Source organism: Flavobacterium solisilvae (genome assembly GCF_012911605.1).
Classification (GTDB): domain Bacteria; phylum Bacteroidota; class Bacteroidia; order Flavobacteriales; family Flavobacteriaceae; genus Flavobacterium; species Flavobacterium solisilvae.
In genome coordinates, this window is record NZ_JAAMPT010000204.1 from 61,014 (window position 1) to 87,280 (window position 26,267).

At 34.3% G+C, this 26,267-nt stretch carries 25 protein-coding genes; 16 read left to right on the top strand and 9 right to left on the bottom strand.

Annotated features, from left to right (window positions below; genetic code table 11):
• Nucleotides 1–9: 9 nt before the first annotated feature.
• Together G6042_RS06285 and G6042_RS06290 are read right to left on the bottom strand one after the other, a co-directional pair.
• Nucleotides 10–4,338 carry a CusA/CzcA family heavy metal efflux RND transporter gene (locus G6042_RS06285; RefSeq protein WP_169523455.1) on the bottom strand — a complete coding sequence of 1,443 codons (4,329 nt, stop codon included), beginning with the start codon at nucleotides 4,336–4,338 and terminating at the stop codon, nucleotides 10–12.
• A 74-nt stretch (nucleotides 4,339–4,412) separates the two neighbouring features.
• Entirely contained in the window at nucleotides 4,413–4,775 is a 363-nt protein-coding gene (locus G6042_RS06290; protein ID WP_169523456.1) for a hypothetical protein, read from the bottom strand.
• A 152-nt stretch (nucleotides 4,776–4,927) separates the two neighbouring features.
• On the opposite strand from G6042_RS06290, the gene G6042_RS06295 reads away from it, so the two are divergent.
• The 9 genes from G6042_RS06295 to G6042_RS06330 all read left to right on the top strand — a co-directional run bounded on the left by G6042_RS06295 (nucleotide 4,928) and on the right by G6042_RS06330 (nucleotide 13,596).
• Nucleotides 4,928–5,701 carry an O-methyltransferase gene (locus G6042_RS06295; protein ID WP_235933213.1) on the top strand — a complete coding sequence of 258 codons (774 nt, stop codon included), beginning with the start codon at nucleotides 4,928–4,930 and terminating at the stop codon, nucleotides 5,699–5,701.
• A gap of 57 nt (nucleotides 5,702–5,758) precedes the next feature.
• Nucleotides 5,759–5,890, top strand: a complete 132-nt coding sequence (locus G6042_RS14430) for a hypothetical protein (RefSeq protein ID WP_262887306.1) — start codon at nucleotides 5,759–5,761, stop codon at nucleotides 5,888–5,890.
• Between the two features lie 62 nt (nucleotides 5,891–5,952).
• Nucleotides 5,953–6,651, top strand: coding sequence for an ABC transporter ATP-binding protein (locus G6042_RS06300; RefSeq protein WP_169523458.1), 699 nt, complete (start codon nucleotides 5,953–5,955; stop codon nucleotides 6,649–6,651).
• Nucleotides 6,652–6,841: 190 nt separating this feature from the next.
• Nucleotides 6,842–7,411 carry a cob(I)yrinic acid a,c-diamide adenosyltransferase gene (locus G6042_RS06305; RefSeq protein WP_169523459.1) on the top strand — a complete coding sequence of 190 codons (570 nt, stop codon included), beginning with the start codon at nucleotides 6,842–6,844 and terminating at the stop codon, nucleotides 7,409–7,411.
• Between the two features lie 197 nt (nucleotides 7,412–7,608).
• Entirely contained in the window at nucleotides 7,609–7,830 is a 222-nt protein-coding gene (locus tag G6042_RS06310; protein ID WP_022828503.1) for a DUF2795 domain-containing protein, read from the top strand.
• A gap of 80 nt (nucleotides 7,831–7,910) precedes the next feature.
• Nucleotides 7,911–11,267, top strand: coding sequence for a preprotein translocase subunit SecA (gene secA, locus G6042_RS06315; RefSeq protein ID WP_169523460.1), 3,357 nt, complete (start codon nucleotides 7,911–7,913; stop codon nucleotides 11,265–11,267).
• Nucleotides 11,268–11,467: 200 nt separating this feature from the next.
• Entirely contained in the window at nucleotides 11,468–12,217 is a 750-nt protein-coding gene (locus G6042_RS06320; RefSeq protein WP_169523461.1) for a hypothetical protein, read from the top strand.
• 207 nt (nucleotides 12,218–12,424) lie between these two features.
• Complete coding sequence (locus G6042_RS06325) at nucleotides 12,425–13,018, top strand: outer membrane beta-barrel protein (RefSeq protein WP_169523462.1); 594 nt, start codon at nucleotides 12,425–12,427, stop codon at nucleotides 13,016–13,018.
• Nucleotides 13,019–13,020: 2 nt separating this feature from the next.
• On the top strand, nucleotides 13,021–13,596 hold the full coding sequence (locus G6042_RS06330; protein ID WP_169523463.1) for a hypothetical protein: 576 nt from the start codon (nucleotides 13,021–13,023) through the stop codon (nucleotides 13,594–13,596).
• Nucleotides 13,597–13,647: 51 nt separating this feature from the next.
• On the opposite strand, the gene G6042_RS06335 is transcribed toward G6042_RS06330, so the two are convergent.
• From G6042_RS06335 to G6042_RS06350, 4 genes are all read right to left on the bottom strand, one after another.
• A complete protein-coding gene (locus tag G6042_RS06335) occupies nucleotides 13,648–14,121 on the bottom strand; it encodes an outer membrane beta-barrel protein (RefSeq protein WP_169523464.1) in 474 nt (157 codons plus the stop codon).
• An 84-nt stretch (nucleotides 14,122–14,205) separates the two neighbouring features.
• The gene (locus G6042_RS06340; RefSeq protein ID WP_169523465.1) at nucleotides 14,206–15,612 is read right to left on the bottom strand and encodes an FAD-binding oxidoreductase; all 1,407 of its coding nucleotides are present in this window, start codon (nucleotides 15,610–15,612) and stop codon (nucleotides 14,206–14,208) included.
• Nucleotides 15,613–15,758: 146 nt separating this feature from the next.
• Complete coding sequence (locus G6042_RS06345) at nucleotides 15,759–16,970, bottom strand: MFS transporter (protein ID WP_169523466.1); 1,212 nt, start codon at nucleotides 16,968–16,970, stop codon at nucleotides 15,759–15,761.
• Complete coding sequence (locus tag G6042_RS06350) at nucleotides 16,971–17,882, bottom strand: AEC family transporter (RefSeq protein ID WP_169523467.1); 912 nt, start codon at nucleotides 17,880–17,882, stop codon at nucleotides 16,971–16,973.
• 147 nt (nucleotides 17,883–18,029) lie between these two features.
• Here G6042_RS06350 and meaB point away from each other — a divergent pair, with 147 nt between their 5' ends.
• The 4 genes from meaB to G6042_RS06370 all read left to right on the top strand — a co-directional run bounded on the left by meaB (nucleotide 18,030) and on the right by G6042_RS06370 (nucleotide 20,829).
• Entirely contained in the window at nucleotides 18,030–19,115 is a 1,086-nt protein-coding gene (gene meaB, locus G6042_RS06355; protein ID WP_169523468.1) for a methylmalonyl Co-A mutase-associated GTPase MeaB, read from the top strand.
• A 152-nt stretch (nucleotides 19,116–19,267) separates the two neighbouring features.
• Complete coding sequence (locus G6042_RS06360) at nucleotides 19,268–19,501, top strand: helix-turn-helix transcriptional regulator (protein ID WP_169523469.1); 234 nt, start codon at nucleotides 19,268–19,270, stop codon at nucleotides 19,499–19,501.
• On the top strand, nucleotides 19,494–19,820 hold the full coding sequence (locus G6042_RS06365; RefSeq protein ID WP_169523470.1) for a HipA N-terminal domain-containing protein: 327 nt from the start codon (nucleotides 19,494–19,496) through the stop codon (nucleotides 19,818–19,820). The genes G6042_RS06360 and G6042_RS06365 overlap by 8 nt, the downstream gene beginning before the upstream one ends.
• Nucleotides 19,807–20,829 (top strand): HipA domain-containing protein, encoded by a 1,023-nt coding sequence (locus G6042_RS06370; protein WP_211161648.1) that lies wholly within the window; start codon nucleotides 19,807–19,809, stop codon nucleotides 20,827–20,829. The genes G6042_RS06365 and G6042_RS06370 overlap by 14 nt, the downstream gene beginning before the upstream one ends.
• Before the next feature lie 63 nt (nucleotides 20,830–20,892).
• Here G6042_RS06370 and G6042_RS06375 read toward each other — a convergent pair whose 3' ends face one another.
• The 3 genes from G6042_RS06375 to G6042_RS06385 all read right to left on the bottom strand — a co-directional run bounded on the left by G6042_RS06375 (nucleotide 20,893) and on the right by G6042_RS06385 (nucleotide 23,613).
• Nucleotides 20,893–21,120, bottom strand: coding sequence for a hypothetical protein (locus G6042_RS06375; protein ID WP_169523471.1), 228 nt, complete (start codon nucleotides 21,118–21,120; stop codon nucleotides 20,893–20,895).
• A gap of 92 nt (nucleotides 21,121–21,212) precedes the next feature.
• Nucleotides 21,213–22,580 (bottom strand): MATE family efflux transporter, encoded by a 1,368-nt coding sequence (locus G6042_RS06380; protein ID WP_169523537.1) that lies wholly within the window; start codon nucleotides 22,578–22,580, stop codon nucleotides 21,213–21,215.
• A gap of 157 nt (nucleotides 22,581–22,737) precedes the next feature.
• Complete coding sequence (locus tag G6042_RS06385) at nucleotides 22,738–23,613, bottom strand: PPK2 family polyphosphate kinase (protein WP_169523472.1); 876 nt, start codon at nucleotides 23,611–23,613, stop codon at nucleotides 22,738–22,740.
• 130 nt (nucleotides 23,614–23,743) lie between these two features.
• Between G6042_RS06385 and G6042_RS06390 the strand changes: the two genes are divergently transcribed.
• The 3 genes from G6042_RS06390 to G6042_RS06400 all read left to right on the top strand — a co-directional run bounded on the left by G6042_RS06390 (nucleotide 23,744) and on the right by G6042_RS06400 (nucleotide 26,234).
• Nucleotides 23,744–24,577, top strand: coding sequence for a DUF6929 family protein (locus G6042_RS06390; protein ID WP_169523473.1), 834 nt, complete (start codon nucleotides 23,744–23,746; stop codon nucleotides 24,575–24,577).
• A gap of 224 nt (nucleotides 24,578–24,801) precedes the next feature.
• Nucleotides 24,802–25,302, top strand: a complete 501-nt coding sequence (locus G6042_RS06395; protein WP_169523474.1) for an RNA polymerase sigma factor — start codon at nucleotides 24,802–24,804, stop codon at nucleotides 25,300–25,302.
• A gap of 5 nt (nucleotides 25,303–25,307) precedes the next feature.
• On the top strand, nucleotides 25,308–26,234 hold the full coding sequence (locus G6042_RS06400) for a hypothetical protein (RefSeq protein WP_169523475.1): 927 nt from the start codon (nucleotides 25,308–25,310) through the stop codon (nucleotides 26,232–26,234).
• Nucleotides 26,235–26,267: the final 33 nt, after the last annotated feature.

Sequence of the window (26,267 nt, forward strand, 5' to 3'; positions counted from 1 at the left end):
AATTTAGTATTAATTTGAAGTCAAATAGTTAAGTTCAATAATCGAACGGTTAAGATTGTCAAGTGATTCTATATAATCAGACTGAATTTTCACCGCCTGATTTGTCAGCACAACCCATTCGAGATAATCAATATCACCGGTTTGTAATCGTTTCTTTGAAGTTTCTAATATGAGTTTTGCTTTAGGTAATTGCTTTTTTTCATAGTTATCAGCAATCTCAATATTATTCTGATATTCATTCCATGATTGTTGCAAAAACGTACCAAATGAAGCTTCTTTACGTTTATATTCATTTTCAGCTATAGTAATTTTACTTTTAGCAGCTTTGGAAATCGTGCGCTGTCCTTGTGAAAAAAGAGGAATTCCCAGACCTAATTGATAATAATTAAAACGATTATCATTAATTCCTAACATACTTTGAGTAGCAAATCCAAAACTCAAATCAGGTAATAACTTTTGTCGTTCTAAACTGGCTTCAGTCTTACTTATTTCAACTTGTTGTTGCATCAACTGAAGTTCAGGATGATTTTGTTTATCAGAAGTTAGATTATTAAGCTCTGCTTTAAACGAAGCTGCAATCGGAATATATTTTATTTCCGATTGTAAAAGTAACTGGAACTGCATTTCCAGCATTGTCAATTCTGTTTTGAGAGATTTAAGCTGAACTGCAATCTGTTCTCGCTGAATTTCTGAAAAAGATTGCTCTAGAATATTGACATCGCCTGATTTAAACTTCAATTCTGTTTTTTGAGCAAATTCAACAAAAAGACTATCTGTAAATAACAACAATCTTTGCTTCTCTTTTAAAATAATCATCCGATAGAAAACCTCTGAAACCGATTTTTCAATTTGAAGTTTTGTTAAATTTTGTTCCAATAAACCAGCATTCCATTCCTGAGTAAGCATTTTTTTCTTTTTAGCATAAACCGTTGGAAAGTTCATACTTTGAGTAACTGAAAACGTGTTATCATTTTCCAATCCTTGTATTTTTCCATATTGTCCAATTACTTCCATTTGCGGTATATCGAGATACGCTCCTTTCAGTTTTTGACGATATTCAGTCAAGAGTTTGCTACTTTTCATCTCAAGATTTTGCTTTTCAGCTAGTTCCAATGCTTTTTCGATAGTGATAGTTTCCTGTGCATTCATCGTTTCAACTCCTAAAAAACAAAACAAAATAATGATGGCTATTTTTCTTTTTCTAAAACGTTTCATTTTTGGTTTTTTAATATTTTCAAACAATATGTATAAAATTGGCAAAACAAATAATGTAAGGAATGTTGCCAACAGTAATCCGCCAATAACAACCGTTGCCAAAGGTCTCTGTACTTCTGCTCCTGAACCATTACTGATTGCCATAGGCAAAAATCCTAATGATGCTACAAAAGCAGTCATCAATACAGGACGTAGTCTAATACGGGTTCCAAGGAGCACAATACGTGATGTATTGGTAATTCCATTACTTTTCAGTCGGTTGAATTCAGCAATAAGCACAATTCCATTAAGTACCGCTACACCAAAAAGAGCTATAAAACCAACACCTGCACTAATACTGAAAGGCATTCCTCTAAGCGCCAAAAAATAAATCCCTCCAATGGCTGAAAGCGGAATAGCTGTATAAATCAATAAACTGTGTTTAACAGAACCAAAAGCAAAAAACAATAATAAAAATATCAAAGCCAATGAAACTGGTACCGCAATACTTAATCTTTCTTTTGCCTGATTCAGATTTTCAAAAGCTCCACCATAGGTAACAGAATACTCATTTGGCAGTTTAATTTTTGCTTCAACTTTACTCTGTAATTCTTCCACTATACTTTGAACATCTCTTCCTCTAACATTGAAGCCTACCACAACTCTTCGCTTAGTATCTTCGCGCTGAATTTGGTTTGGACTGTTTTTCATTTCAACATCAGCCAATTGATTTAAAGGAATTTGAATTCCTCCAGGCGTAGGAATCAGTAAATTTTTGATTTGATCAATATCTTTTTTCTGTTCTTCATCCAATCGAACAATTAAATCAAAACGACGCTCACCTTCATAAACTAATCCTGCAGTTTGTCCTGCAAAAGCCATGTTTACGATGCGGTTTACTTCCGAAATTGACACATTATATCTTGAAAGTGCCGCACGATTATAAGAAATCACCATTTGTGGCGCACCAACAATAGGTTCTATATAAAGATCCTGAGCACCTTCAACTGAATTGATAATACTTCCCAATTTTTCAGAATAATAAGCCAAACTATCCAAATCATGCCCATAAATTTTACATACGACATCCTGACGTGCTCCTGTCATCAATTCATTAAAACGCATCTGAACCGGAAACTGAAAACCAGTCGTCAATCCGGGAATTACTTTAAGTGCTTCACTCATTTTTTCTGATAGTTCAGGAAATGTTTTAGCAGATGTCCATTCTTTCTTTGGTTTCAGTACGATAATCATATCTCCAGCATCCATCGGCATAGGTTCGGTTGGAATTTCAGCACTACCTATTTTAACCACAGTTTTCTCAACTTCAGGAAAATTTTTCAGTAATATTTCCGATGCGCGTGTTGTTACTTCCTTGGTTTTTTCAATATTACTTCCCTGAAGTATTCGCATTTCGACAGCAAAATCTCCTTCTTCCAAAGAAGGTATAAATTCTCCACCCATTTGCGAAAGCACAATTATTGAACCTGCAAACAATATTAAAACTGTAGCAAGAACCATTTTTCTATACTTCATTGCTTTGATAAGATAGTTATGGTGTTTTTCTTCTAGCCAAGCCATAACTCTATCAGAAACATTTTGCTTTAGTTTCTTTTTTCGGCTTAAAACCAATGAACTCATCATCGGAACATAAGTAAGTGAAAGTAAAAACGCTCCAATAAGTGCAAAAGCTACTGTTTGCGCCATCGGTTTAAACATTTTTCCTTCAATTCCCTGAAGAGAAAGAATTGGCAGATACACGATCAGAATAATTATTTGTCCAAAAACAGCGCTATTAACCATTTTAGTCGCTGATTCTGTAACCTGATTATCCATTTCTTTTTGAGTAAGCTCATTTTTTAGTCCAAAATGCTTTTTATGTGCCAGTTGATGTAGTACGGCTTCAACGATAATAACAGCTCCGTCCACAATAAGTCCAAAATCCAATGCACCTAAACTCATCAAATTCCCACCAACACCAAAAATATTCATCATGATTATAGCAAACATCATCGAGAGTGGAATTACCGAAGCAACAAGAAAACCAGCACGGAAATTTCCTAAAAACAAGACCAAAATAAAGACTACAATTAATGCTCCTTCGGCTAAATTGGTCTCTACTGTGCTGATTGTATTTTTAACCATTTTTGCTCTGTCCAAAAACGGTTCAATGACAACACCTTCGGGAAGTGATTTTTCTATTTCTTTTAAACGCTCTTTTATATTAGTAATAACCTGATTGGCATTTTCTCCTTTTAGCATTAAAATAATTGCTCCCGAAACTTCTCCTGTATCATTATAAGTCATTGCTCCATAACGAATAGCATGACCTATTTTTACTTCTGCCACATCTTTTATCACTACCGGAATTCCTTTTCCTGATACAACTACAGGAATATTGCCAATATCTTCAATACTTCCTAAAAGTCCTTCACTGCGAATAAAAAGCACTGTTTCTTTCTTTTCAATATACGCACCACCAGTATTTTGATTATTTTCCTCCAATGCTTTAAAAACCTGATCAATCGTAAGATTAAAAGCCTGTAATCGATTTGGATTAATAGCTATCTCATATTGTTTTAATTTTCCTCCAAAACTGCTCACTTCGGCAACACCTTTTGTGCCTAATAACTGGCGTCTTACAACCCAATCTTGTATTGTTCGAAGTTCGGTTTCATCATATTTTTTCTCATAGCCTTTTTTAGCTCTGACAACATATTGAAAAATTTCTCCAAGTCCAGTTGAAATAGGTCCTAATTCAGGATTTCCAATTCCTTCTGGTATCTGATCTTTTACTAACTGTAATCGCTCCGAAACTTGTTGCCGTGCCCAATACACATCGGTATCATCATCAAAAACTATTGTTACAAGTGATAATCCAAAACGTGAAAAGCTACGCATTTCTATAATTCCGCTGATATTGCTGGTTGCTTGTTCTATTGGAAAAGTGACCAATCGCTCTATATCGGCTGCTCCATAAGAAGGTGCAACCGTTATAACCTGAACCTGATTATTTGTAATATCAGGTTGAGCATCAATAGGTAATCGGGTTGCTTCATAAGTCCCGAATATAATTAGCCCTAAAGTAAAAAGAGCTATGATGAGTTTATTCCTAACGGAAAACTCAATAATTTTATTTAACATAAACTGATTGAAAATAAAAATTCAACAAAACCATCACAATTGTGACGGCTTAAAAAAGTCAAAAAATAGTTCTATCAGCTAATTTGTGGAGGTCGAAAAATTTCGGTGAGGTAATCGTTTGTGAAGTCTTTTTTATACAAATCAGTAACTTCTTTAGAAGTTATAAAAAATTCAGGTCTTGGAACAAAAATATCTGTTTTTGGCATATCAAAAACAAAAGTCATTGTTGGATTTAAATCCATAAATGGTAATTTCTGATCGGTTTCCCAATCAGCATCTTTTTCGTGTCCGCCATAATGATGAACCAAAAAATCGGTCAAATCTCCTTGATATTCTGCATAATGTTCCACAAATAATGGCAACTTTAATACTTCCGATAAAACAGTCGTCGGAAGTAGATAAATTACTGCGAATAATATTGCCAAAGATTTTGCCATAGACGGCAAATTTAAAATTTATAGTGAAAAATAGCAATATAACATTATTAATAAACCCTTAAGAATTAAAATAGTTTTTTATTCCATCTATTTATCGAATGCATTTGCTGATTATTTGTAGATTTGTGCATCATTTATTTTTTGCAAAACAGTTGGGAATAATTCGTTCATATTTTAAGTTTCTTATAAAATCAACCAACGAACACGGAGTTCATTCGCCGTTTGTATTTGATTTGGTGACGAAATGCTTTTATGACAAAACCAAATATCCTGAATACTCCATTTTAAAATCATATCGAAAATCGCTTATAGAAAATAAAAACTTCATCGAAGTAACTGATTTTGGTGCTGGTTCAAGAGTTTTTAAATCAAACAGAAGACAAATCTCAAAAATTGCCAAAACCGCTGGAATTTCTCAAAAACGAGCAGAATTATTATTTCGAATAACAAAATATTTTCAGCCGGAAACTATTTTAGAAATTGGAACTTCATTAGGATTAGCGACTTCGGCTTTGGCTTTAGGAAACAAAAAATCAGCAATAAATACATTAGAAGGTTGCCCGAACACAATGGCAATTGCAAAAAATCAATCTCAATTACAAAATTTAAACAACATTGAATTTATAAATACAGAATTCTCAAGCTATTTGGAAACTGCGACTGGAAACTGCGACTGGAAACTAATCTATTTCGACGGAAACCACTCCAAACAAGCAACGTTAGAATATTTTGAATTGCTTTTGCCTACAATTACTAACGAAACCGTATGGATTTTTGACGACATTCACTGGAGCAAAGACATGGAAGAAGCATGGGAAACCATAAAAAATCATCCAAAAGTTACCGTAACTATCGACACCTTTCAATGGGGAATTGTTTTCTTTAGAACCGAACAGGAAAAAGAACATTTCATTATCCGAACATAATTTGTAACAAAAAAAGTTTTCAAGCTACTCATTCAGTATCTATAAACTTTTACAATTATGAAAATATCACACTTTTTACAATCAAAAGCAGGTAAATTTCTATTACCTTTTGTAGTTCTTTTAGGAATTATTTACTTAGTAAAAGCCGGATACAATTTTGGGCAATGGTTACACCTTGCAATCAATTAATTTTTCTTATTTTAGCTAACAATCTTAAATCGATTAATCGTTAATCGACAATCTAAAATCAAATGGCAAATCCATTAATCAACATAAAACAAATCAAAAGAGATTTTCAACTAGGCAGTGAAACCATCAACGTTCTAAAAGGCATTGATTTACAAATCAACAAAGGCGAATATGTTGCATTAATGGGACCAAGTGGTTCAGGAAAATCAACGCTAATGAACCTTTTGGGATGTTTAGACACGCCAACATCGGGAACATACATTCTTAACGGAAAAGACGTTTCCCAAATGCACGATGACGATTTGGCCGAAATTAGAAATAAAGAAATAGGTTTCGTTTTCCAAACCTTCAACCTTTTGCCTAGAACAACCGCTTTAGACAACGTAGCGTTACCCATGATTTATGCTGGTTATTCAAAAACCGATAGAAACACTCGCGCTTCCGAAGTACTAACCCAAGTTGGACTTGCCGATAGAATGGATCATCAACCTAACCAACTTTCGGGTGGACAACGCCAGCGTGTTGCCGTTGCTCGAGCTTTGGTCAACAAACCGTCCATCATTCTTGCTGACGAACCAACGGGAAATCTTGACAGTAAAACCTCGGTCGAAATCATGAAACTTTTTGGCGACATTCACGCCGCAGGAAATACCGTAATTCTTGTAACACACGAAGAAGACATTGCCGAATACGCACACCGAATTATCCGTTTACGCGATGGATTAATCGAAAGCGACAAACAAAATCCAAAACATTTATAATTTTTTGAAGCGAACCGTTCGGGACTTATCAATAATTGTAATTCCAGCTTTTCTCTTCAATAACTCTGTCAAAGTTCAAAACTTTGACAAAATTGATTTTCGTTTCAATCTGGGCTATTAAAAAATCCATTCTATTTTTTGCTACCTTTGGAAAACTAATTACTAATTACTTTTCACTAATCACTCTACAATGAAAGTATATACCAAAACCGGCGACACTGGAACCACAGCACTTTTTGGCGGAACTCGTGTGCCAAAACATCATATCCGAATAGAAAGTTATGGAACCGTTGACGAACTCAACTCACACATAGGCTTAATTCGCGACCAAGAAATCAATCCATTATACAAAAACGTGTTAATCGAAGTCCAAGATCGATTGTTTACCGTTGGAGCAATTCTAGCAACACCACCAGAAAAAGAAGTGTTGAAAAACGGACAAAAACGCCTTCAAAATCTTGGCATTCTTGAAACTGATATCGAATTTCTAGAAAACGAAATCGACACCATGGAAAACAGTTTGCCTCCAATGACACATTTTGTACTTCCTGGCGGACATACAACCGTGTCATATTGTCATATTGCACGTTGCGTTTGCCGTCGTGCCGAGCGTTTAGCTGTCCATTTGAATGACATAGAACCAACAGACGAACTCGTTATTAAGTACCTAAACCGACTTTCTGACTACCTTTTTGTCTTGGCACGAAAGTTGTCCTTTGACCTAAAAGCAGACGAAGTTCAGTGGATACCAAGAAAATAATGACTTTAGATTGTTGAGTAACGATTTTTGATTTAAGAAGAGAAAATCAACATTAAAAGTTTAAAATCTGATATCAAAAATCACTGTTCTTAAATCAAAAATCAACACGTTCTTAACTAGTATTGAAAATAAATCAAAAAAAACTTGACTTTTTCAGTTAAAAATTTATTTTTGCATAAATTAAAAACCGATAGAAGATGTATTGGACATTAGAATTAGCATCTTATTTAAGTGATGCGCCGTGGCCTGCAACCAAAGATGAGCTTATTGACTACGCTATTAGAGCTGGTGCTCCGCTAGAAGTAGTTGAAAATCTTCAGTCTATTGAAGACGAAGGCGAAATATACGAATCAATGGAAGAAATTTGGCCAGATTATCCAACCGACGAAGACTATCTTTGGAACGAGGATGAATATTAAAAAATAACAACCAACAATTGAAAAGTCCGAATTAGGACTTTTTTTTTGTTAAAATTTGCACTTTATAAAATAAAACAATTATGAGTTTCATAAATAGTATTCTCAAAGCTTTTGTTGGAGATAAATCTCAAAAAGACGTAAAAGCGATACAACCTTTAATTACTAAAATTAAATCTTTTGAAAGCACTTTAATGGCTTTGTCTCACGATGAATTGAGAAACAAAACCGTTCAATTTCAAGAGAAAATCAAAGCTGCACGAGCTGAAAAAGACAACAAAATTCAATCGCTTAGACAAGAAGCCGAAAACACTACCGATGTAGATAAAAAAGAAGATTTCTACAACGCTATTGATGCTTTGGAAAAAGAAGCTTATGAAATTTCAGAAAAAGTTTTAAAAGAAATTCTTCCTGAAGCGTTTGCTGTGGTAAAGGAAACAGCTCGTCGTTTCAAAGAAAACTCTTCAATCACTGTTACTGCAACACCAAAAGACAGAGAATTTTCGGCAACGAAAGCATACATCACTTTGGATGGCGATAATGCTGTTTGGGCAAATACTTGGAATGCAGCTGGAAAAGAAATCACTTGGGATATGATTCACTACGACGTTCAGTTGATTGGTGGAATCGTGTTGCACGATGGTAAAATTGCCGAAATGCAAACCGGTGAAGGAAAAACATTAGTAGCAACGCTTCCACTCTATTTGAATGCGTTGACAGGAAACGGAGTTCACCTTGTAACCGTGAATGACTATTTGGCAAAACGTGATAGCACGTGGAAAGCACCATTATTCGAATTCCACGGATTGACTGTTGATTGTATCGATAATCATTCGCCAAACTCGGCTGCTAGACGTAAAGCATACGAAGCTGATATTACGTATGGAACAAACAACGAATTTGGTTTCGATTATCTTCGTGATAATATGGCACATTCGCCAGAAGATTTGGTACAAAGAAAACACAACTATGCTATTGTCGATGAGGTCGATTCAGTTTTGATTGACGATGCAAGAACGCCTTTGATTATTTCTGGTCCAGTTCCTGATGGTGATCGTCATGAATTCATGGAATTAAAACCAAAAATTGAAAATCTTTACAATCTTCAACGTCAATTATCCAATGGATTTTTAACCGAAGCTAAAAAATTAATCAAAGAAGGAAATACTAAAGATGGTGGTTTCCAATTGTTAAGAGCATATCGTTCGTTACCAAAAAATAAAGCCTTGATTAAATTCTTAAGTGAAGAAGGAATCAAAGCACTTTTACAAAAAACAGAAAACGAATACATGCAAGATAACAACCGCAAAATGCCGGAAGTTGACAAAGCAATGTATTTTGTAATCGAAGAAAAAAACAATCAAGTAGAATTGACCGATAACGGTATCAAATTCCTTTCTCAAGATACGGATGAAAACTTCTTCGTTCTTCCAGATATTGGAACCGAAATTGCTAACATCGAAAAACAAAATCTTGATAAAGATGCCGAAGCCGAAGCAAAAGAAAGATTATTTCAAGATTTCGGAGTAAAATCGGAACGAATTCATACGCTTACACAGTTATTAAAAGCATACACGTTATTTGAAAAAGACGTAGAATATGTAATCATGGACAACAAAATTTTGATTGTTGATGAACAAACTGGTCGTATTATGGATGGTCGTCGTTATTCTGACGGATTGCACCAAGCTATTGAAGCTAAAGAAAACGTAACCATTGAAGCGGCAACCCAAACATTTGCAACGATTACATTACAGAATTATTTCCGTATGTACAGCAAATTAGCTGGTATGACTGGAACTGCCGTTACTGAAGCTGGAGAATTTTGGCAAATTTATAAATTAGACGTAGTTGAAATTCCAACCAACAGAGGAATTGCAAGAAAAGATAAAGAAGATTTAATCTACCGTTCGGTTAGAGAGAAATTCAATGCGGTTATTGAAGATGTAACCCAATTATCACAATCAGGAAGACCAGTTTTAATTGGAACAACATCGGTTGAAATTTCTGAATTATTAAGCAGAATGTTGAAAATGCGTGGTGTAGCTCACAACGTGTTGAATGCAAAAATGCACAAAAAAGAAGCCGAAATAGTTGCTGAAGCAGGAAAACCAGGAGTTGTAACCATTGCAACCAATATGGCTGGTCGTGGAACCGATATTAAATTAACTCCAGAAGTAAAAGCTGCTGGTGGTTTAGCAATTATTGGTACAGAACGTCACGATTCGCGTCGCGTTGACCGTCAGTTGCGTGGTCGTGCAGGTCGTCAAGGTGATCCGGGAAGTTCACAGTTTTACGTTTCCTTGGAAGATAACTTAATGCGTTTATTCGGTTCTGACAGAGTTGCCAAAATCATGGACAGAATGGGATTGAAAGAAGGTGAAGTTATCCAACATTCGATGATGACAAAATCTATCGAACGTGCACAGAAAAAAGTAGAGGAAAACAACTTTGGAACTCGTAAACGTCTGTTGGAATATGATGACGTAATGAATGCACAACGTGAAGTAGTTTACAAACGTCGTCGTCATGCTTTGCACGGAGAACGTTTGAAACTGGATATTGCTAATATGATGTATGACACTTGCGAAGTAATTGTTGGCGATAACAAAGCACAAAACGATTTCAAAAACTTTGAATTTGAATTAATCCGATATTTCTCTATCACTTCGCCAGTAACAAAAGCTGAATTTGATAAAATGTCTGAAATGGAAATTACAGGCAAAGTATATAAAGCAGCAATGGCTTATTATACCGAAAAAACAGCTCGTAGCGCAAGAGAAGCTTTCCCTATTATTGCAAATGTTTATCAAAACGAAGGCAATCAGTTTGAGCGTATTGTAGTTCCGTTTTCGGATGGAATTAAAACGTTGAACGTGGTAACCGATTTGAAAAAAGCATTTGAAAGCGAAGGCGCACAATTAGTTGCTGATTTTGAAAAAAATATCACGTTGGCAATTGTAGATGAAGCTTGGAAAAAGCATTTACGCAAAATGGACGAATTGAAACAATCAGTTCAGTTGGCTGTTCACGAACAAAAAGATCCGTTGCTAATCTATAAATTGGAAGCGTTTAAATTGTTCAGCAAAATGCTTGACAGCGTAAATAAAGAAGTGATTTCGTTCTTGTTTAAAGGCGATTTGCCACAACAAAATCAAAACATTCAAGAAGCACGTGAAGTAAAGCGTAATGACAATTACACCGAAACTCGTGACGAAATTGATAATGATGGAAAGATTTCCAATCAAGTTGGAAACGAAGCAAGTCAAACGCAACAACGTCCGCAAGTAACGGAAACTATCGTTCGAGATCAACCAAAGATTAACAGAAACGATAATGTTACGGTTAAACACATTATGAGCGGAAAAACCGAAACCATGAAATTCAAAAAAGCCGAAGGTTTATTAGCTGGTGGCGAATGGGTTTTGGTTAACGAATAAGACTTTGTCACACTGAGCTTGTCGAAGAGCTCATTTTAAATATAATCCTCAATAGAAAAACTGTTGAGGATTTTTTATATTTTTAATCTTACAAATAAATTATAAATAATTATAAATATTTATTGTCAATTGTAAATAGTAAATTCGTAAATTTAACAAACAATAGTAGTCATGAAAAATACAATCTTAAAAATCGGTATATGAAATACTTAAAAATTATTATAATTTGTCTTCTTTTTATTAACTGTAGCCAAGATGACAGAACAGAAAACAATATAAATGTTAGCCAAATTCCTTTTCCCGAAGCTTCATTTAAAATCACTTTAAAATATGATTTTGAAAAATTTTCAACTATACACAGCTCAGAATATTCATTTGATGCTAATGGCAATGTATCAGCAGAAAAATATATAAGCACCGACAATCCTAAACAAAGTTATTTTAGTACATTTCAATATGACGCAAATGGCAGGATAATAAGTGAAACCCGTAACAATTATGTTGTGTCTCATGTTATTTGGAGTGGAAATACAGCAAAGGTTTACCACAATACAAATCTTTTCCCTTCAACGTTTGTTTTTTCGAATGGTAATTTAACAGAAGTTATTTTCCAAGATTCCTCTGCAAGTCATAAAATAAATTATGATTCCAATAGTAATATTATTTCTGAAGAACAGAATAATGAAGTTTTTGTAGAGTATCTGAATTATAATTTATCTGTATCAAATCCTTTACATGTTTTGAAATCAATTGCAATTTTGAGATATGATATCCGTCCGTTTTCTAAAAATATTTTTGAAACTAAAAAAGCTTATCCTTATGAAGGCGATGACTTTTCTATACCTCTTACTTTCTATCAATTTCAATATACCTTAAATCAAAATAGTAAAGTCTTAACAATAACCGATGATGAAACAGGTATTTACAAAACATTTTTTGAGTATTACTAAACACAATCAATACTAACAGCAATTTCTAATAACTATTTTTGATTTTTTTACCAGTTAACGATTTTTTTTTATTTAACAGAAAATAATCCGCACGCCAGTATCAAAACTGTCAGAAATATTTAGAACGTTATTTCCTAAACAAAATCCTTCTATTTTCATTAAATCATTTTCAAGCTTTTTCTTATTTTTGAATTCAAATCATTTTTTATGAAAAAATATCTATTGATAACCACTTTATTTCTGACTGTAACTCTCTTTGGTCAAAAAACTAAATTTAGCATTGAAGCCAATTATCCTTTACCAATAGACAATAATTTTGTTGGTGAAAACTATGATGGAATTATTGATTTAGGAGTAAAATACCAAATTAAAGAATTAGAAACAGTCAATTTAGGCGTTTCCGTTAATAGCTCTTATTATACTTTTGAAGAAGAAGCATTTTTTCCTGCATTTGATGAATATTTAAAATTCAAGACATCACTTTATGTAATTCAACCAAGATTTTTTTGTGAATTAAACCTAAAAAATGTTCCTAAATTACATCCTTATGCTGGAATTGGGTATTCTCTTTTTATTTCAAAAACAAAATTTTCAAATTCGGAAAGTAATCCTAATGATGAAAGCAATAATCAAAGCGGACTAAATCTCGATTTAGGATTAAATTATGACATAACTAATCGACTTTATCTTACTGTTTCTTATAACTATTTTAAGTTACTTCAACTCGACGAAGCTGTACCAAAAACAGGTTATAACACTAATGTAAATATTTTAAAAATGGGTGTTGGCTTTAGAATTTAATAATGAAAAAAATTACTATCCTTTTAATTTTAATATCCTTAAATTCTTTCTGTCAGTCTAAAGAAAGTTTGCAAGCTTCTACAAAAAAACTCTACGATTCCAATTATTTAATGGAATTTGAAACTTTGGCAGATTTAACTTATCCCAAAGTTTTTGAAGAAATCGGCAGGGAAGCTTTTATAGAAAAAATGGATTTGGATTATCAAAATGAAGAATATCGTTTGCGATTACAATTGCCAAATGTTACTTTTCAATACAGCGAACTGAAAAAAAGTGGCGGAAAATCATTTTATATTATTACGTTTAAAAATCCAGTTCGTTATTTCTTCGAAGAAAAACTAACAACGGAACAAGCTGCCGAAAAGAAAAAACAGTTGCAAGAAATCAATCAAACGCAAGACGTTACTTTTGAACCAGCACGAAACAGTTTTAATGTCAAAAAAACAACAACTTATGTTGCCATTTCTGATGAAAATACTTCAGGCGAATGGAAGTTTTTCAACTTTGATGATAAAGAGCAACGTGAGTTTTTTGAAAAAGAATTCCCTAGCCTTTTTCAAGAACTGAAATCAAAATAAAAAAAGCTCCAAAAATTGGAGCTTTTAACATTTAAACTAACGTGAAATAAATTAAAACTTATATCCTGCTCCAATAAATACTCCGCTAACTGCAATATCTCCAAATCCTAAAGAATATTTTGCATTAGCTTCAATTTCCTCAGTAATATCATAAGAAGCACCAAAATCAACATTGAATTTTAATTTATCTTCTTCAAAATCACTGAAATAATTTAAACTTGGTCCAGCAAGAAGTCCGAATTTTTCTGCTACATTGTATTTTGCCAAAATAGGTAAACTGAAGAAATTAGAATCGCTAATAGCTACATACAATAACTCTGGCTGCACCGAAAATTTTTCAGACAAACCGATGTTAGCAAAACCACCAACAAAAAATCCAGTTTCAGAAGCTGTTCCCGAAACTCCCATTACCTCAACTTTTACCGAAGCAAAATCAACACCTGCTTTCACCCCAAATTTTGTCTCTTGAGCATTTGTAAATCCAAATGCAAATACTGCAACAGCAGCAAATAGTAATCTTTTCATCATAATTTGTTTTTAAAGTTATATGACAAAACTACCTAAGCTACAATTGTTCAACAATACGGCAAATGCCTTATTTTAACATTTTTAAGTTAAATGATCAGGGAAAATTTTTCCAGGATTGAGAATATTATTTGGATCAAAAACACGTTTGATACTTTCCATCAGTTCCAAATGAGAACGAGTAAAAGCAATATCCATGAAGTTTTTTTGAACGTAACCAATGCCATGTTCGCCTGACAAAGTTCCTTTCAATGAAACGGTTAATTCAAATATTTCACGAATTCCAACTGGAACTTGCGTTTGCCAATTATCATCGGTCATGTCGCCTTTGATGATGTTCACGTGTAGATTTCCGTCGCCAGCATGACCATAACAAACCGATTTAAAACCATGCTTTGCTCCTATTCGTTTAATTCCTGATAATAATTCAGGCAACATATATCGTGGAACAACCGTATCTTCTTCTTTATAAATCGAATTCGATTTCACGGCTTCTGCAACGGAACGACGCATTTTCCACAACGCATTTTTTTGTTCTTCGGTATCGGCAAAAAGCACCTCGTCAATTTCAAATTGTTCTACAACCGACATTATTTTTTCAGCTTCGAGCATCAAGATTTCTGGATAATTTCCATCTACTTCAATTAATAAATGTGCTTGAACTTTGTCATCAACATTGATGCTAATATCGTCGTGGTATTTTAATGTCCAATCGATAGCATCGCGTTCCATAAACTCTAAAGCACTTGGAATAATTCCAGCACGGAAAATAGCTGAAACAGCTTCGCAAGCTTCTTGTGCTTTATAAAACGGTACTAACATTAAAACATTATGCGAATTTTTAGGAAGCAATTTTAAAACGGCTTTTGTAATTACACCAAGCGTTCCTTCGCTACCAACCATCAATTGCGTTAGATTATAACCTGTAGAATTTTTTAACGTATTGGCTCCAGTCCAAATGATGTCACCATTAGGCAAAACAACTTCTAAATTCAGGACATAATCTTTGGTAACTCCATATTTTACTGCTCGCGCGCCACCAGAATTTTCAGCGATGTTTCCGCCAATCCAACAACTTCCCATACTGCTTGGATCAACTGGATAGAACAAACCTTTCTCAGCAACAGTTTCACGTAAAACTTGAGTAATTACAGCTGGTTCAACGATAACCTGAAGGTTTTGTTCGTCTATTTCGAGGATTTTATTTAATCGTTCCAAGGACAACCCGATTCCTTCATAAATGGATAATGCACCGCCACTTAAACCTGTTCGCGCTCCGATTGGTGTGGTTGGGATTTTGTATTCGTTTGCCAATTTTATAACTGCCGAAACTTCTCTGGTATTTGCCGGTTTTACGACAACGCTTGGTGGAAAAACATAGTCTTCGGTTTCGTCGTGACCGTAGTGATTTCTAGTTTCGATGTCGGTGAAGATATAGTTTTCACCTACTATTTGTGTGAGTTTATGTAGTATTTCTGGATTGAGTGACATGGTTTTGTATTTGAAAGAGTAAATATAATGATAACAAAAACAAAAGACAAATCCTGTTTAGCCCTGATTGAAGTGGTATCGTCTTTTGGGACGATAGAAACGGAAAGCAGGAATAAGGAATCTAAGAATACGCTAGCGATTCGCTCCTACTCTTTTTTCTTTAAATTGGGAAGAAAGTAACAAATTGCGCCAATCAACGGAAGATAGGAACAGACATGATACACATAGCTAATGGATGTATAATCGGCTAGTTTACCTAATAAAGCTGAACCCAAAGCACCCATTCCAAAGGCAAAACCATAGAAAAGTCCGGAAACCATGCCGAGTTTTTTAGGTAAAAGTTCTTGTGCATAAACCAATATGGCTGGGAAAGCTGACGAAATGATTATTCCGATGATGACCATTAAAACATCGGTCCAAAAAAGATTGACGTAAGGCAATAGCAAAGCAAACGGAAATGCGCCGAAAACGGATAACCAAATCACATATTTTCTACCGATTTTGTCGCCTAATGGTCCGCCGAGAATGGTTCCAACAGCATAAGCAATCAGGTAAATAAACATGTGAAACTGCGCTTGTTTGATAGTTAATCCAAATTTATCAATAATGTAAAATTGGTAATAACTCGATAGACTGGCTGAATAGAAAAACTTAGAAAATATGACGATTAATAGTATTCCGATGGCGATTTGCACTTTTCGTTTTGGTAGATTATGAAAATCGATAAAAGGTTGCACTTTGTTTTTTCGCAGTACTAAATGGTCGCGATACCAATAGGCGATTTTGCTTAGAATTGCTAATCCAATGGCGGCTACGATAATGAACCAAAGAATGTATTGTTGTGAGTTTGGAATTACAATTAATGCTACTAAAAGTGGTCCAAGTGCTGTTCCGAAATTTCCGCCAACTTGAAAAATAGATTGTGCCAAACCACGTTTTCCGCCCGAAGCTAGATTGGAAATACGTGCCGATTCGGGATGGAAAATGGATGAACCCGTTCCGATAAGAATTACAGAAGCAATTATCCAATAAAAATTATCCGCATAGGAAATGGAAACAATTCCCGCCATGGAGAAAAGCATTCCGTAGATTTGGGAAAATGGCTTTGGGTTTTTATCGGTATAATAACCCACTAACGGTTGGAAAATGGATGCCGAAAACTGAAATGCAAATGTAATTAAACCAATTTGTGAAAAGGTCAAATTATAACTTTCCTTCAGCAAAGGATAAATAGACGGAATAATTGCTTGAATTAAATCGTTGAGCAAATGGGCAAAACTGATTGAAAATAGTATTGAGTAAACTGTTTTTTGAGCTAAATCTTTGTCTTTAACCAAAACCTTAACTAAAGTGTCCATTTAAAAAGTATTTAAAATAAAGTACCAAAATGCGAGTGTAATGAACGAAAGCGGAATTCCGATACCGACCATCATACTGCTTAATTTGGGTTTTAATCCGTAATTGGAAGCTAAAATTGCTCCTGTAATCATTGGTGCCATCGCTGCTTCCATAATAGAAACATCAACGGCAATACCATTTCCACCAGCAATAACTCTGTAAAGTAAAAAGAAAATCGCCGGAGTTATCATCAATTTGAAGAACAATCCCAAAGCAAGATAGTTCCAATGTTTGCTTTTTTTGTCAATTTTTAATTGCAAACCAACGGCAACCAAAGCCACCGGAGTTATCGTTGCTCCCAATTTTTGAAAAACAGATTGAAATTTGTCATCAAAATCCATTTGAAACACATTCATCAAACAAGCTATAACAAAGGCAATAAACGGTGGAAAAAGTAAAATCTTTTTTAATATGTCTTTTCCATTGGTTTCGCCTCGGGAAAAAATTCCGGCGGTAATAACGCCAAGTATTGTCATTACTACAAAAGTTCCAGGTTGATCAACAATGATGGCTGTTTTAATACCTTCTTCTCCATATAATGCTTGGATTATTGGAAAACCTACGAAAGAGGTATTTCCTAAACCAGCTGTGAGAATTAAACATCCTATCAACTTATTGGACCAACCCATTGCTTTTCCTATGAAATAGAAAAAAACGAAAGAAAGCAAAAACCCTATCCAAGCAATGCCAAGCGGATATAACAATTTTGCCGAAATAGAAATTTTAGGAATATAAAATAATGCCAATGCTGGCAAAGCGATATAAATGACAAACTGGTTTAAAGCTAAGTATCCGTTTTTAGGAAAAGCAGTAACACGTTGCATTGCAAATCCCATTATCAAACATAGAAAAACCAACAAAATGTTTTCCATTTGGAAATAATAGTAGAAATATTTTGCAAAGGAACGGCAAAAAAAACAAACAGAAGAAAATCTAAAGTGAAAGGTTTCTTAAAATTGCTATTTTAATATACTCACAGACTTCTTTTATTTTATTAAATTTACCCAAACATTATTACCTTGAGTAAAAAAGCTAATACAAATAGTGCATTACACGAAAAAGACGGCATTCCTCAACCGGAAAGCATTAATAAATCTTCCGTGGAAAAAGTTATGCTTCGTCGCAGAAATCAACCTTCGGCAAAGGAATTGATTGCTGGAATTTTGGCACAAGATAAAGTAGCACTCAGCCGCGCCATTACCTTGGTAGAAAGTACTAATCTTGACCATCTAGTCAAAGCAAACGAAATCATCAACGGCTGTTTGCCTCACGCCAATAAATCTATCCGCATAGGAATTACGGGTGTGCCAGGCGTTGGGAAGAGTACCTTTATTGAAGCTTTTGGAAAACACTTGACTTCTATGGGTAAAAAAGTAGCGGTGCTGGCAGTTGATCCAAGTAGCACCATTTCCCACGGAAGTATTCTTGGCGATAAAACCCGAATGGAAGAATTAGTAAAAGACGAAAACGCATTTATACGTCCGAGTGCTTCGGGAGATACGCTTGGCGGTGTAGCTCGAAAAACCCGCGAGACTATTATTCTTTGTGAAGCGGCAGGATTTGACACGATTATTATAGAAACCGTTGGCGTTGGTCAAAGTGAAACTGCGGTTCACAGTATGGTGGATTTCTTTTTGTTATTAAAAATTTCGGGTGCTGGCGATGAACTCCAAGGCATCAAACGTGGCATCATGGAAATGGCAGATACCATTGTTATCAACAAAGCCGATGGTGATAATGTTGCTAAAGCCAAATTAGCCAAAACAGAATTCAATAGAGCATTGCATTTGTTTCCCGCCAAATCTTCTGGTTGGATACCCAAAGTGACTACCTGTAGCGCATTTGAAAAAACAGGTATTGATAATGTATGGAAGATTATTTCAGAATATATAGAACTGGTTAAGGGTAACAATTATTTTGACGAAAAACGTCAAAACCAAAACCAGTTTTGGATGATGGAAACCATTAATGAACAGTTGAAAAACCATTTTTACAATCATCCTGAGATTATTACTTTATTAGAACAAAATAAATTAGACGTGGCTTCCAATAAAAAAACTCCATTTTCTGCAGCATTAGAATTACTTTCTAAATATTTTAAGTAATTTCATAAATTATACCCTATTTACTTCAATTTCACAAAAAAGTTTATTTTAATACCATAAAAGGTATAAAAAATCAATAAATTTAAAAAATATACTATTTTAGGTGTAATTTTATGAAAAAATAATATATTTGTACTTTAAAAGGTATAAAAATGAAAGAAAATCTAAACAACATCAGTATTCACGTTAAAAGAAAACGTAAACAAAACAAACTAACACAACCCGAGTTAGCATTGAAAGCAGGTGTTGGATTACGATTTGTTAGAGATTTAGAACAAGGAAAAAATACCTTACGAATGGATAAAGTGAATGATGTATTACGACTATTTGGCGAAACTTTAGGAGTTGTAGCAATGGATAGAGATAAAATAATAGGAAATGAATAGAAGTGGAAATGTATATGTAAAAAATGTTTTTTGTGGCGTTGTTAGTGAAACAGACGCAGGATATTCATTTGAATATAACAACCATTATTTACAAAATACAGAAGCACAAGCAGTAAGTTTAACATTACCATTAACCGAAAAACCATATCACAGTAAAACATTATTTGCTTTTTTTGATGGATTAATTCCAGAAGGATGGCTTTTAGATCTTGCCGAAAAAAATTGGAAAATAAATTACAAAGACCGAATGGGTTTGCTCCTAACCTGCTGTAAAGATTGTATTGGAGCCGTAAGCGTAATAAGAAATGAAGAATTATAAAAAGAAATATTTAGCATCGAAAAACCTTCCGATGGAAGTACATGAAAAAAGTACTTTTTACGGAAGACGTTGCTTGTATTGCTATGAACCACTTTTTGAAAGCAATTCTGATTTTCATGAAGCTTGCAACAAACGTTTTTTTGGACAACTAAAAACACCTCAACTTGCTTACAATCTAGAAAACTTGCAAGAACTGGCAACACAAGTTATCCAAAGTCAAATGGCAGTTACTGGAGTTCAAGCAAAAGTTTCATTAAGCTTATATAGAAAACAAGAAAAAAACTTAACCAAAAAACTAACAATAGTTGGACTTTATGGCGATTACATCTTAAAACCACCATCGGAACATTATGTACAATTACCCGAATTAGAAAGTGTAACCATGCACATGGCGGCAGTTTGTGGAATTAAAGTTGTTCCACATAGTTTAGTGAAATTGCAAGATGAAACACTTTGCTACATCACAAAACGTGTTGATAGAACCCGAAAAGGAAAACTACACATGGAAGACATGTGTCAACTAAGCGAACGACTTACCGAAGATAAATATAAAGGTAGTCACGAGCAAGTGGCAAAATTAATTTTAAAATATTCTAGTTCGCCTTTATTGGACGTAAGTAATTTTTATGAGCAAGTTTTGTTTAGTTTTTTTACTGGAAACACAGATATGCATTTGAAAAACTTTTCGCTTTTGGAAAAAGAAGGACAAGGTTTAAACTTGTGTCCAGCTTATGATTTAGTTCCAACTGCATTAGTTAATGAAACCGATACTGAAGAACTAGCTCTAACTTTAAATGCAAAAAAAAGAAAGCTAAAGTATGCTGATTTTTTAGCTGCATTTGAAAATGGTGGTTTAAACAAAAAAGTTTTAGATAACACCTTGGAACTCTTTTTATATGCAAAACCAGAAATGCTAACTGTGTTAGAAAAAAGTTTTGTAAGTGATGTGTATAAAATGAAATATGCTGTTTTAATAGAAAGTAGATACAAACAATTAGGATTGAAATAAAGAATAAAAGCTGACAAAAAGGAATTTCTATCAGCTTTTATTTTAAAATTTCAATGAAAATAATTACTCATCATAACCTTCCATTTCTTTATCATAAAACTCTCCGGCAAGCGTAATTAAATGTTCCATTTCGCTTTCGAGTTCGGTTTCATCTTCGCCTTCAAGGTCTTCAAGAAATTCTACCTCATCATCTTTTAAATTGATAATAAAACGAGGGAAATCAAGGTGAATAACAAATATATCTTCTGGAAAATCAGAGTTATCAGCGAGAACAAATTTTGGTAATTGCATTTTTATTAGTAATTAGTGATTAGTAAATAGTTTACAGTTAATAGTGATTGGTGATTAAAGCTTTATACTTTTTACTCATCACTATTTACTCTTTACTTTATAAGTTTTTTAGTCAAATAATCGAAGCGAAGATACAAAAATAATGCTGCTGCTGTCAAACCCGCTAACAATCCTATCCAAACACCTACGGCTTTCATATCAGTATATAATCCTAAATAGATAGAAACGGGAAAACCAATAACCCAATAGGCAACAAAAGTCATATACATGGGTATTTTTACATCTTGTAAACCTCTTAAAGCGCCAAGCACAACTACTTGAATACCGTCGGATATTTGGAAAAAAGCAGCAACAATAAGTAATTGTGCCGATATGGAAATTACTTCTTGGGTTTCAACTATTGTAGCTAAATCTTGGGTATTGACAAAAATATAAGGCAACACTTGATGGAAAGCAATAAATAGACAGGCAAAAACAATTTCAAGTATAACCGCCAAAATAAATATGGATAACCCAACGGTTCGTAACATTACATAATCTTCTTGTCCTTTTTGATTAGCCACACGAACCATAGCTGTAACGCTCAATCCCATAGCAAACATAAAGGTTAACGATGCCAAGCTCAGCGCAATTTGATTGGCCGCTTGACTAGTGGTACCAATCATTCCGCAAAGCCAAATTGCTCCTGTGAACAACGCCACTTCAAAAAACATTTGCATCGACGAAGGAAGTCCAATTTTGATGATCTTCAGGTTAATTTCTTTCTTGATTTCCTTCAACGTAAAGCCTTCAAAATAATAGTGAAACTTCGATTTGCTTTTCATAATGTAATGCATGAAAATCAGCATGATAATTCTTGAAGCAATAGTTCCAATCGCAGCACCAATAATGCCCAACTCTGGAAAAATCCAAATCCCGTAAATAAAGAAATAATTGATAACAACGTTGGCAACATTACCAACAATCGTTGCCCACATCGAGTATTTTGTTTGGCTCATTCCGTCAGCAAACTGCTTGTAAGCTTGATACATGATTAACGGAACTAAAGAAAACCCAACGATATCAAGATATGGTTTTGCCAGCGTTACAACAGCTTCAGGTTGTCCCATAAAAGACAACAACGGTTTAGAAAAGAAAACAATTCCAAAAAGCAATAATCCCAAAATTGTACACAAATACAATCCGTGATGAAACGCTAATCGACCTTCTTCTCTACTCGATTTCCCGTGAGCTTCAGCAACTAAAGGTGTAATGGCGGTAGAAAACCCAATACCAAGCGACATTGCTATGAAGATAAAACTATTGCCCAGCGAAACCGCAGCCAATTCGGTTGGACCAATTTTTCCAACCATAATATTATCAACAATTCCAACCAAGGTGTGACCAATCATCCCGAGAATAACAGGATAAGCCAACTTTAAATTGTATTTGAATTCTTTAGTGTAATTTGAAAAAGTCACTTTGCGTTCAATTTGGTCGGCAAAGATAAAATATATGAACATACGAATTTCACAAATTATCACAAATTAGTTACTCTTCAATTTCACTAATTTTAAATATCAATTAGTGAAATTAAGCAATACTTGGTTCGTGTAAATTCGTGAAATTTGTGTGAAATTAACCTTTTAACTGATCACGATAAAACGGAATATTTTCAGCCACTTTTGGATCCAATGTTGGCTCAGCAATATCCGTTAGCGATTCTAATTTTTCCCAAATCGTTTTAGCCACAATATATCGTGCAACACCTTTATCATCAGCAGGAACAACATACCAAGGCGCATAATCAGTATTCGTTTTATTAATCGCTTCTTCGTAGTAGTTCATATAATCATCCCAGCGTTCGCGCTCTTTCAAATCGCCAGTCGAAAACTTCCATTGATCTTCCGGTTGTTCCAATCGTTTCAACAATCGTTTGCGCTGTTCCTCCTTACTCATGTGAAAATAAAACTTCAAAATTGTTGTTCCGTTTTGCGAAATATGCTTCTCAAAATTATTGATTTGCTCCATTCTATTTTCCCAAAACTGTGGCGTAATATCTTGAACCTTTTCAATTCCAGGCAAATTTTCAAACAAAATATATTCAGGATGCACGCGTGTTACCAAAACATTTTCATAATGCGTTCTATTGAAAACAGCAAACTTTCCTTTCTCGGGCAAAGCCAAATAATGTCGCCAAAGGTAATCGTGTTCCAACTCCGTCGAATTAGGCGTTTTAAAACTATGAACCACAACGCCGCGCGGATTAAATTCCTTAAAAACCTCACGAATCAAACTGTCTTTTCCACTCGTATCCATGCCTTGCAAACAAATCAAAAAAGCATGACGATTGTGCGCATACATCGCATCTTGCTTGGTACTAAGCTTTTTTTGAATATCGTCCAAAGCCGTTTCTTCCTCTTTTTTCGATGTTTCAATCGACAATTCTGTTGGTGTTTTAGACAAATCGAGTTTGCCTTTTACTCTAAAATCTTCTGGATTAATTGAATGCATAAGTATCTTTTTATGTTAAAAATAGTATTTTTGAGGAGCTATTTCCAGCTATTCGCTATATCTTTTTCTTTTTTTTGAAAAAAAGAAAAAGGATGCCGCTACTATCTGGGCTAAACCTATCTGCTAACTTATGGAAAAATTTCAACTTTCGCTACTATTTAAAATCATTGGGCTTGGTTCCGCATCAGGATTACTATTTCAAAACAACACCATTTTAGCAATCGGCGACAACAGTTCGTATCTCTACGAATACCAAACCGAAACAGCCAAACTACAACGTCATCCACTTGCCGAAAACGCTCAAGAAAACACTCCAAAAGCCTTCAAACCCGATTTTGAAGCTATAACACAATATGCCGACAGTATTTACATCTTTGGTTCTGGTTCCACCGAAAACCGAAATTTCATGGTGCAAGTTGACAGCAAAACCAAAGAAGTTATAAAAACCCAAGAACTAACCGATTTGTACTTAACTATGCAATCCTTCGCCAAAATTGCTCCAGAAGATTTCAACATCGAAGGCGTAATTTATAATGGCGAAACTTGGTTTTTCTTCAATCGTGGCAACGGCAAAACAGGAAAAAATGTAGTTTTCACTGTAGAAGGTAAAAATCTAGTCAACGAATTTCAAATCATCTCCAACGAATACAAACTCCCAAAAATTAAAGGCGTTCGCACTAGTTTTACTGATGCAATTTTAGTAGATAACAAAATTTACTTTTTGGCTTCTGCAGAAAATTCCAATTCAACATATGATGATGGCGAAGTTCTTGGAAGCATCATCGGACGAATTGATGTAAAGAAAATGAAAATCGATTTCACCCAAAAAATTTCCGATACTCATAAATTTGAAGGTATTACATTGTATAAAAAATCATCCAACGAAATTGAATTTCTACTTTGCGAAGACAATGATACTGAAGTTTTGGAAGCGGATATTTATAAAGTAGTTCTGAGTAAATAGTGATTAGTAATAAGTGAAAAGTAATTAGTGAAAAGTAATTAGTCAAACTATACATTAAAAGAACACCTATCATTCCATCAATCTGATAACTGAGACTGAGAATGAAAACTGACCACTGAAAACTTTTTTTTCACTCCTTCCCAACCTTTTTGATAAAATAATCCTCTTTAGTAATAAAGACATTCATTGTGATAAACGAAAATCTAATACAAGCTTGTAAAAAAATGCAGCGCGATGCGCAGCGGCAAGTCTATGAACAGTTGTCGCCCAAGTTGTATCGAACCTGCAAACGGTATTTAAAGAAAGAGGAAGAAATTGAAGAAGTTTTGGCGGATGCTTTTTATACCATATTTACCAAACTTGATCAACTGAAAGAAATTGGTGCTTTTGAAGCATGGGCAAGAAAAATAACCGTCAATCAATGCTTACTACAATTGAAGAAAAACATCAATTTTAATCTGTATTTAGAAGATACCAAAGTGCATGTTTTAGCAGAAAACACAAACGATACCAAACTGGAAGAAGAAGATTTGCTTAATCTTTTAAACCACATTCCCGAAGGTTGCAAAACGATTTTTAATCTGTTTGCCATCGAAGGTTTTGGTCACAAAGAAATAGCGCAAATGCTCAACATCTCCGAAGGAACATCAAAATCACAATTGAATGTAGCCAAAACCAAATTACAGGTTTTAGTCAACAATTTGTATTATCAAAAAGCGAAGTAATACTCATGGAAAATCAAGATAAATTATATAATCAGTTCAAATCGGCTGCCGAAAATGCAGAAACGAAAGACTTTCCCGGAATGGAAAACGTCTGGAACCGAGTGGAACAAAAATTGGATACCAAAGTCCTGAAAAAAGAAACCAAACTTTGGAAAAAACTAGCCGTTGCAGCATCCATTTTATTAGTAGTCTCTGTAAGTTATCATTTTTGGAGCAATGAAAAAACGATAACAACTCCAACGAATGAAATTGTTACCAATGATAGCATTACAAAACCAAATGTAGTAAACGAAAATAGCAATGCTGTTGCAGACGTAGAAAAACATCCAGCCATAAAAGAAAACGCCGAGCAAATTCTGAAAGAACAAACAAAAACTGCCGATGTAATTGTTATGAACGATACGGTAAAACCTAAAAAAATGGCAGCACCAATGCCAGCAGCAGTTTCAGAAGCTGTTGTTGAAAATGATGAAATCAAAAAAGAAAAAGAAGAAACAAATTCATATAATGGTTATTTAAGCAAAGAAGTTTTTGATGCTCGAAGTGTTAAAAATAATAGTCAAAAAACGATGATGAATTCAAAAGGTCGAATGACGGAAGCCAAAATGAAATCGAGTATAAAAGAAGAACCTTTATTAGTTATTGATAATGTTGCCGAAGATTTGCAAAAACTAGGAAAATTAGACGCAAACGATGTTGAATCTATTATTGTATTACCTGATCCATTATACATCATCAACGGAGTTGAATATTCAGAGAAAGAAGTTTTTGGTCCAAATCCAACCAGTCCATATTCGCCTTTAAATCAACAAGACATTGAAACAATTTCCATACTGCAGAAGGAAAAAGCAACCGAAATTTATGGTAAAAAAGGAGAAAAAGGTGTGGTAATCATTACCACTAAAAACGGAAAACCGAAGCTCAAAAAGTAGCTAAAAATCAAGTGTAACATTCTAAAAATTTAA

Excerpts from the sequence above, each read along its gene's own strand:
- G6042_RS06285 (WP_169523455.1), bottom strand. The coding sequence starts at position 4,338 with ATGTTAAATAAAATTATTGAGTTTTCCGTTAGGAATAAACTCATCATA.
- G6042_RS06290 (WP_169523456.1), bottom strand. The coding sequence starts at position 4,775 with ATGGCAAAATCTTTGGCAATATTATTCGCAGTAATTTATCTACTTCCG.
- G6042_RS14430 (WP_262887306.1), top strand. The coding sequence starts at position 5,759 with ATGAAAATATCACACTTTTTACAATCAAAAGCAGGTAAATTTCTATTA.
- G6042_RS06300 (WP_169523458.1), top strand. The coding sequence starts at position 5,953 with ATGGCAAATCCATTAATCAACATAAAACAAATCAAAAGAGATTTTCAA.
- G6042_RS06305 (WP_169523459.1), top strand. The coding sequence starts at position 6,842 with ATGAAAGTATATACCAAAACCGGCGACACTGGAACCACAGCACTTTTT.
- G6042_RS06310 (WP_022828503.1), top strand. The coding sequence starts at position 7,609 with ATGTATTGGACATTAGAATTAGCATCTTATTTAAGTGATGCGCCGTGG.
- secA (WP_169523460.1), top strand. The coding sequence starts at position 7,911 with ATGAGTTTCATAAATAGTATTCTCAAAGCTTTTGTTGGAGATAAATCT.
- G6042_RS06320 (WP_169523461.1), top strand. The coding sequence starts at position 11,468 with ATGAAATACTTAAAAATTATTATAATTTGTCTTCTTTTTATTAACTGT.
- G6042_RS06325 (WP_169523462.1), top strand. The coding sequence starts at position 12,425 with ATGAAAAAATATCTATTGATAACCACTTTATTTCTGACTGTAACTCTC.
- G6042_RS06330 (WP_169523463.1), top strand. The coding sequence starts at position 13,021 with ATGAAAAAAATTACTATCCTTTTAATTTTAATATCCTTAAATTCTTTC.
- G6042_RS06335 (WP_169523464.1), bottom strand. The coding sequence starts at position 14,121 with ATGAAAAGATTACTATTTGCTGCTGTTGCAGTATTTGCATTTGGATTT.
- G6042_RS06340 (WP_169523465.1), bottom strand. The coding sequence starts at position 15,612 with ATGTCACTCAATCCAGAAATACTACATAAACTCACACAAATAGTAGGT.
- G6042_RS06345 (WP_169523466.1), bottom strand. The coding sequence starts at position 16,970 with ATGGACACTTTAGTTAAGGTTTTGGTTAAAGACAAAGATTTAGCTCAA.
- G6042_RS06350 (WP_169523467.1), bottom strand. The coding sequence starts at position 17,882 with ATGGAAAACATTTTGTTGGTTTTTCTATGTTTGATAATGGGATTTGCA.
- G6042_RS06360 (WP_169523469.1), top strand. The coding sequence starts at position 19,268 with ATGAAAGAAAATCTAAACAACATCAGTATTCACGTTAAAAGAAAACGT.
- G6042_RS06365 (WP_169523470.1), top strand. The coding sequence starts at position 19,494 with ATGAATAGAAGTGGAAATGTATATGTAAAAAATGTTTTTTGTGGCGTT.
- G6042_RS06370 (WP_211161648.1), top strand. The coding sequence starts at position 19,807 with ATGAAGAATTATAAAAAGAAATATTTAGCATCGAAAAACCTTCCGATG.
- G6042_RS06375 (WP_169523471.1), bottom strand. The coding sequence starts at position 21,120 with ATGCAATTACCAAAATTTGTTCTCGCTGATAACTCTGATTTTCCAGAA.
- G6042_RS06385 (WP_169523472.1), bottom strand. The coding sequence starts at position 23,613 with ATGCATTCAATTAATCCAGAAGATTTTAGAGTAAAAGGCAAACTCGAT.
- G6042_RS06390 (WP_169523473.1), top strand. The coding sequence starts at position 23,744 with ATGGAAAAATTTCAACTTTCGCTACTATTTAAAATCATTGGGCTTGGT.
- G6042_RS06395 (WP_169523474.1), top strand. The coding sequence starts at position 24,802 with ATGCAGCGCGATGCGCAGCGGCAAGTCTATGAACAGTTGTCGCCCAAG.
- G6042_RS06400 (WP_169523475.1), top strand. The coding sequence starts at position 25,308 with ATGGAAAATCAAGATAAATTATATAATCAGTTCAAATCGGCTGCCGAA.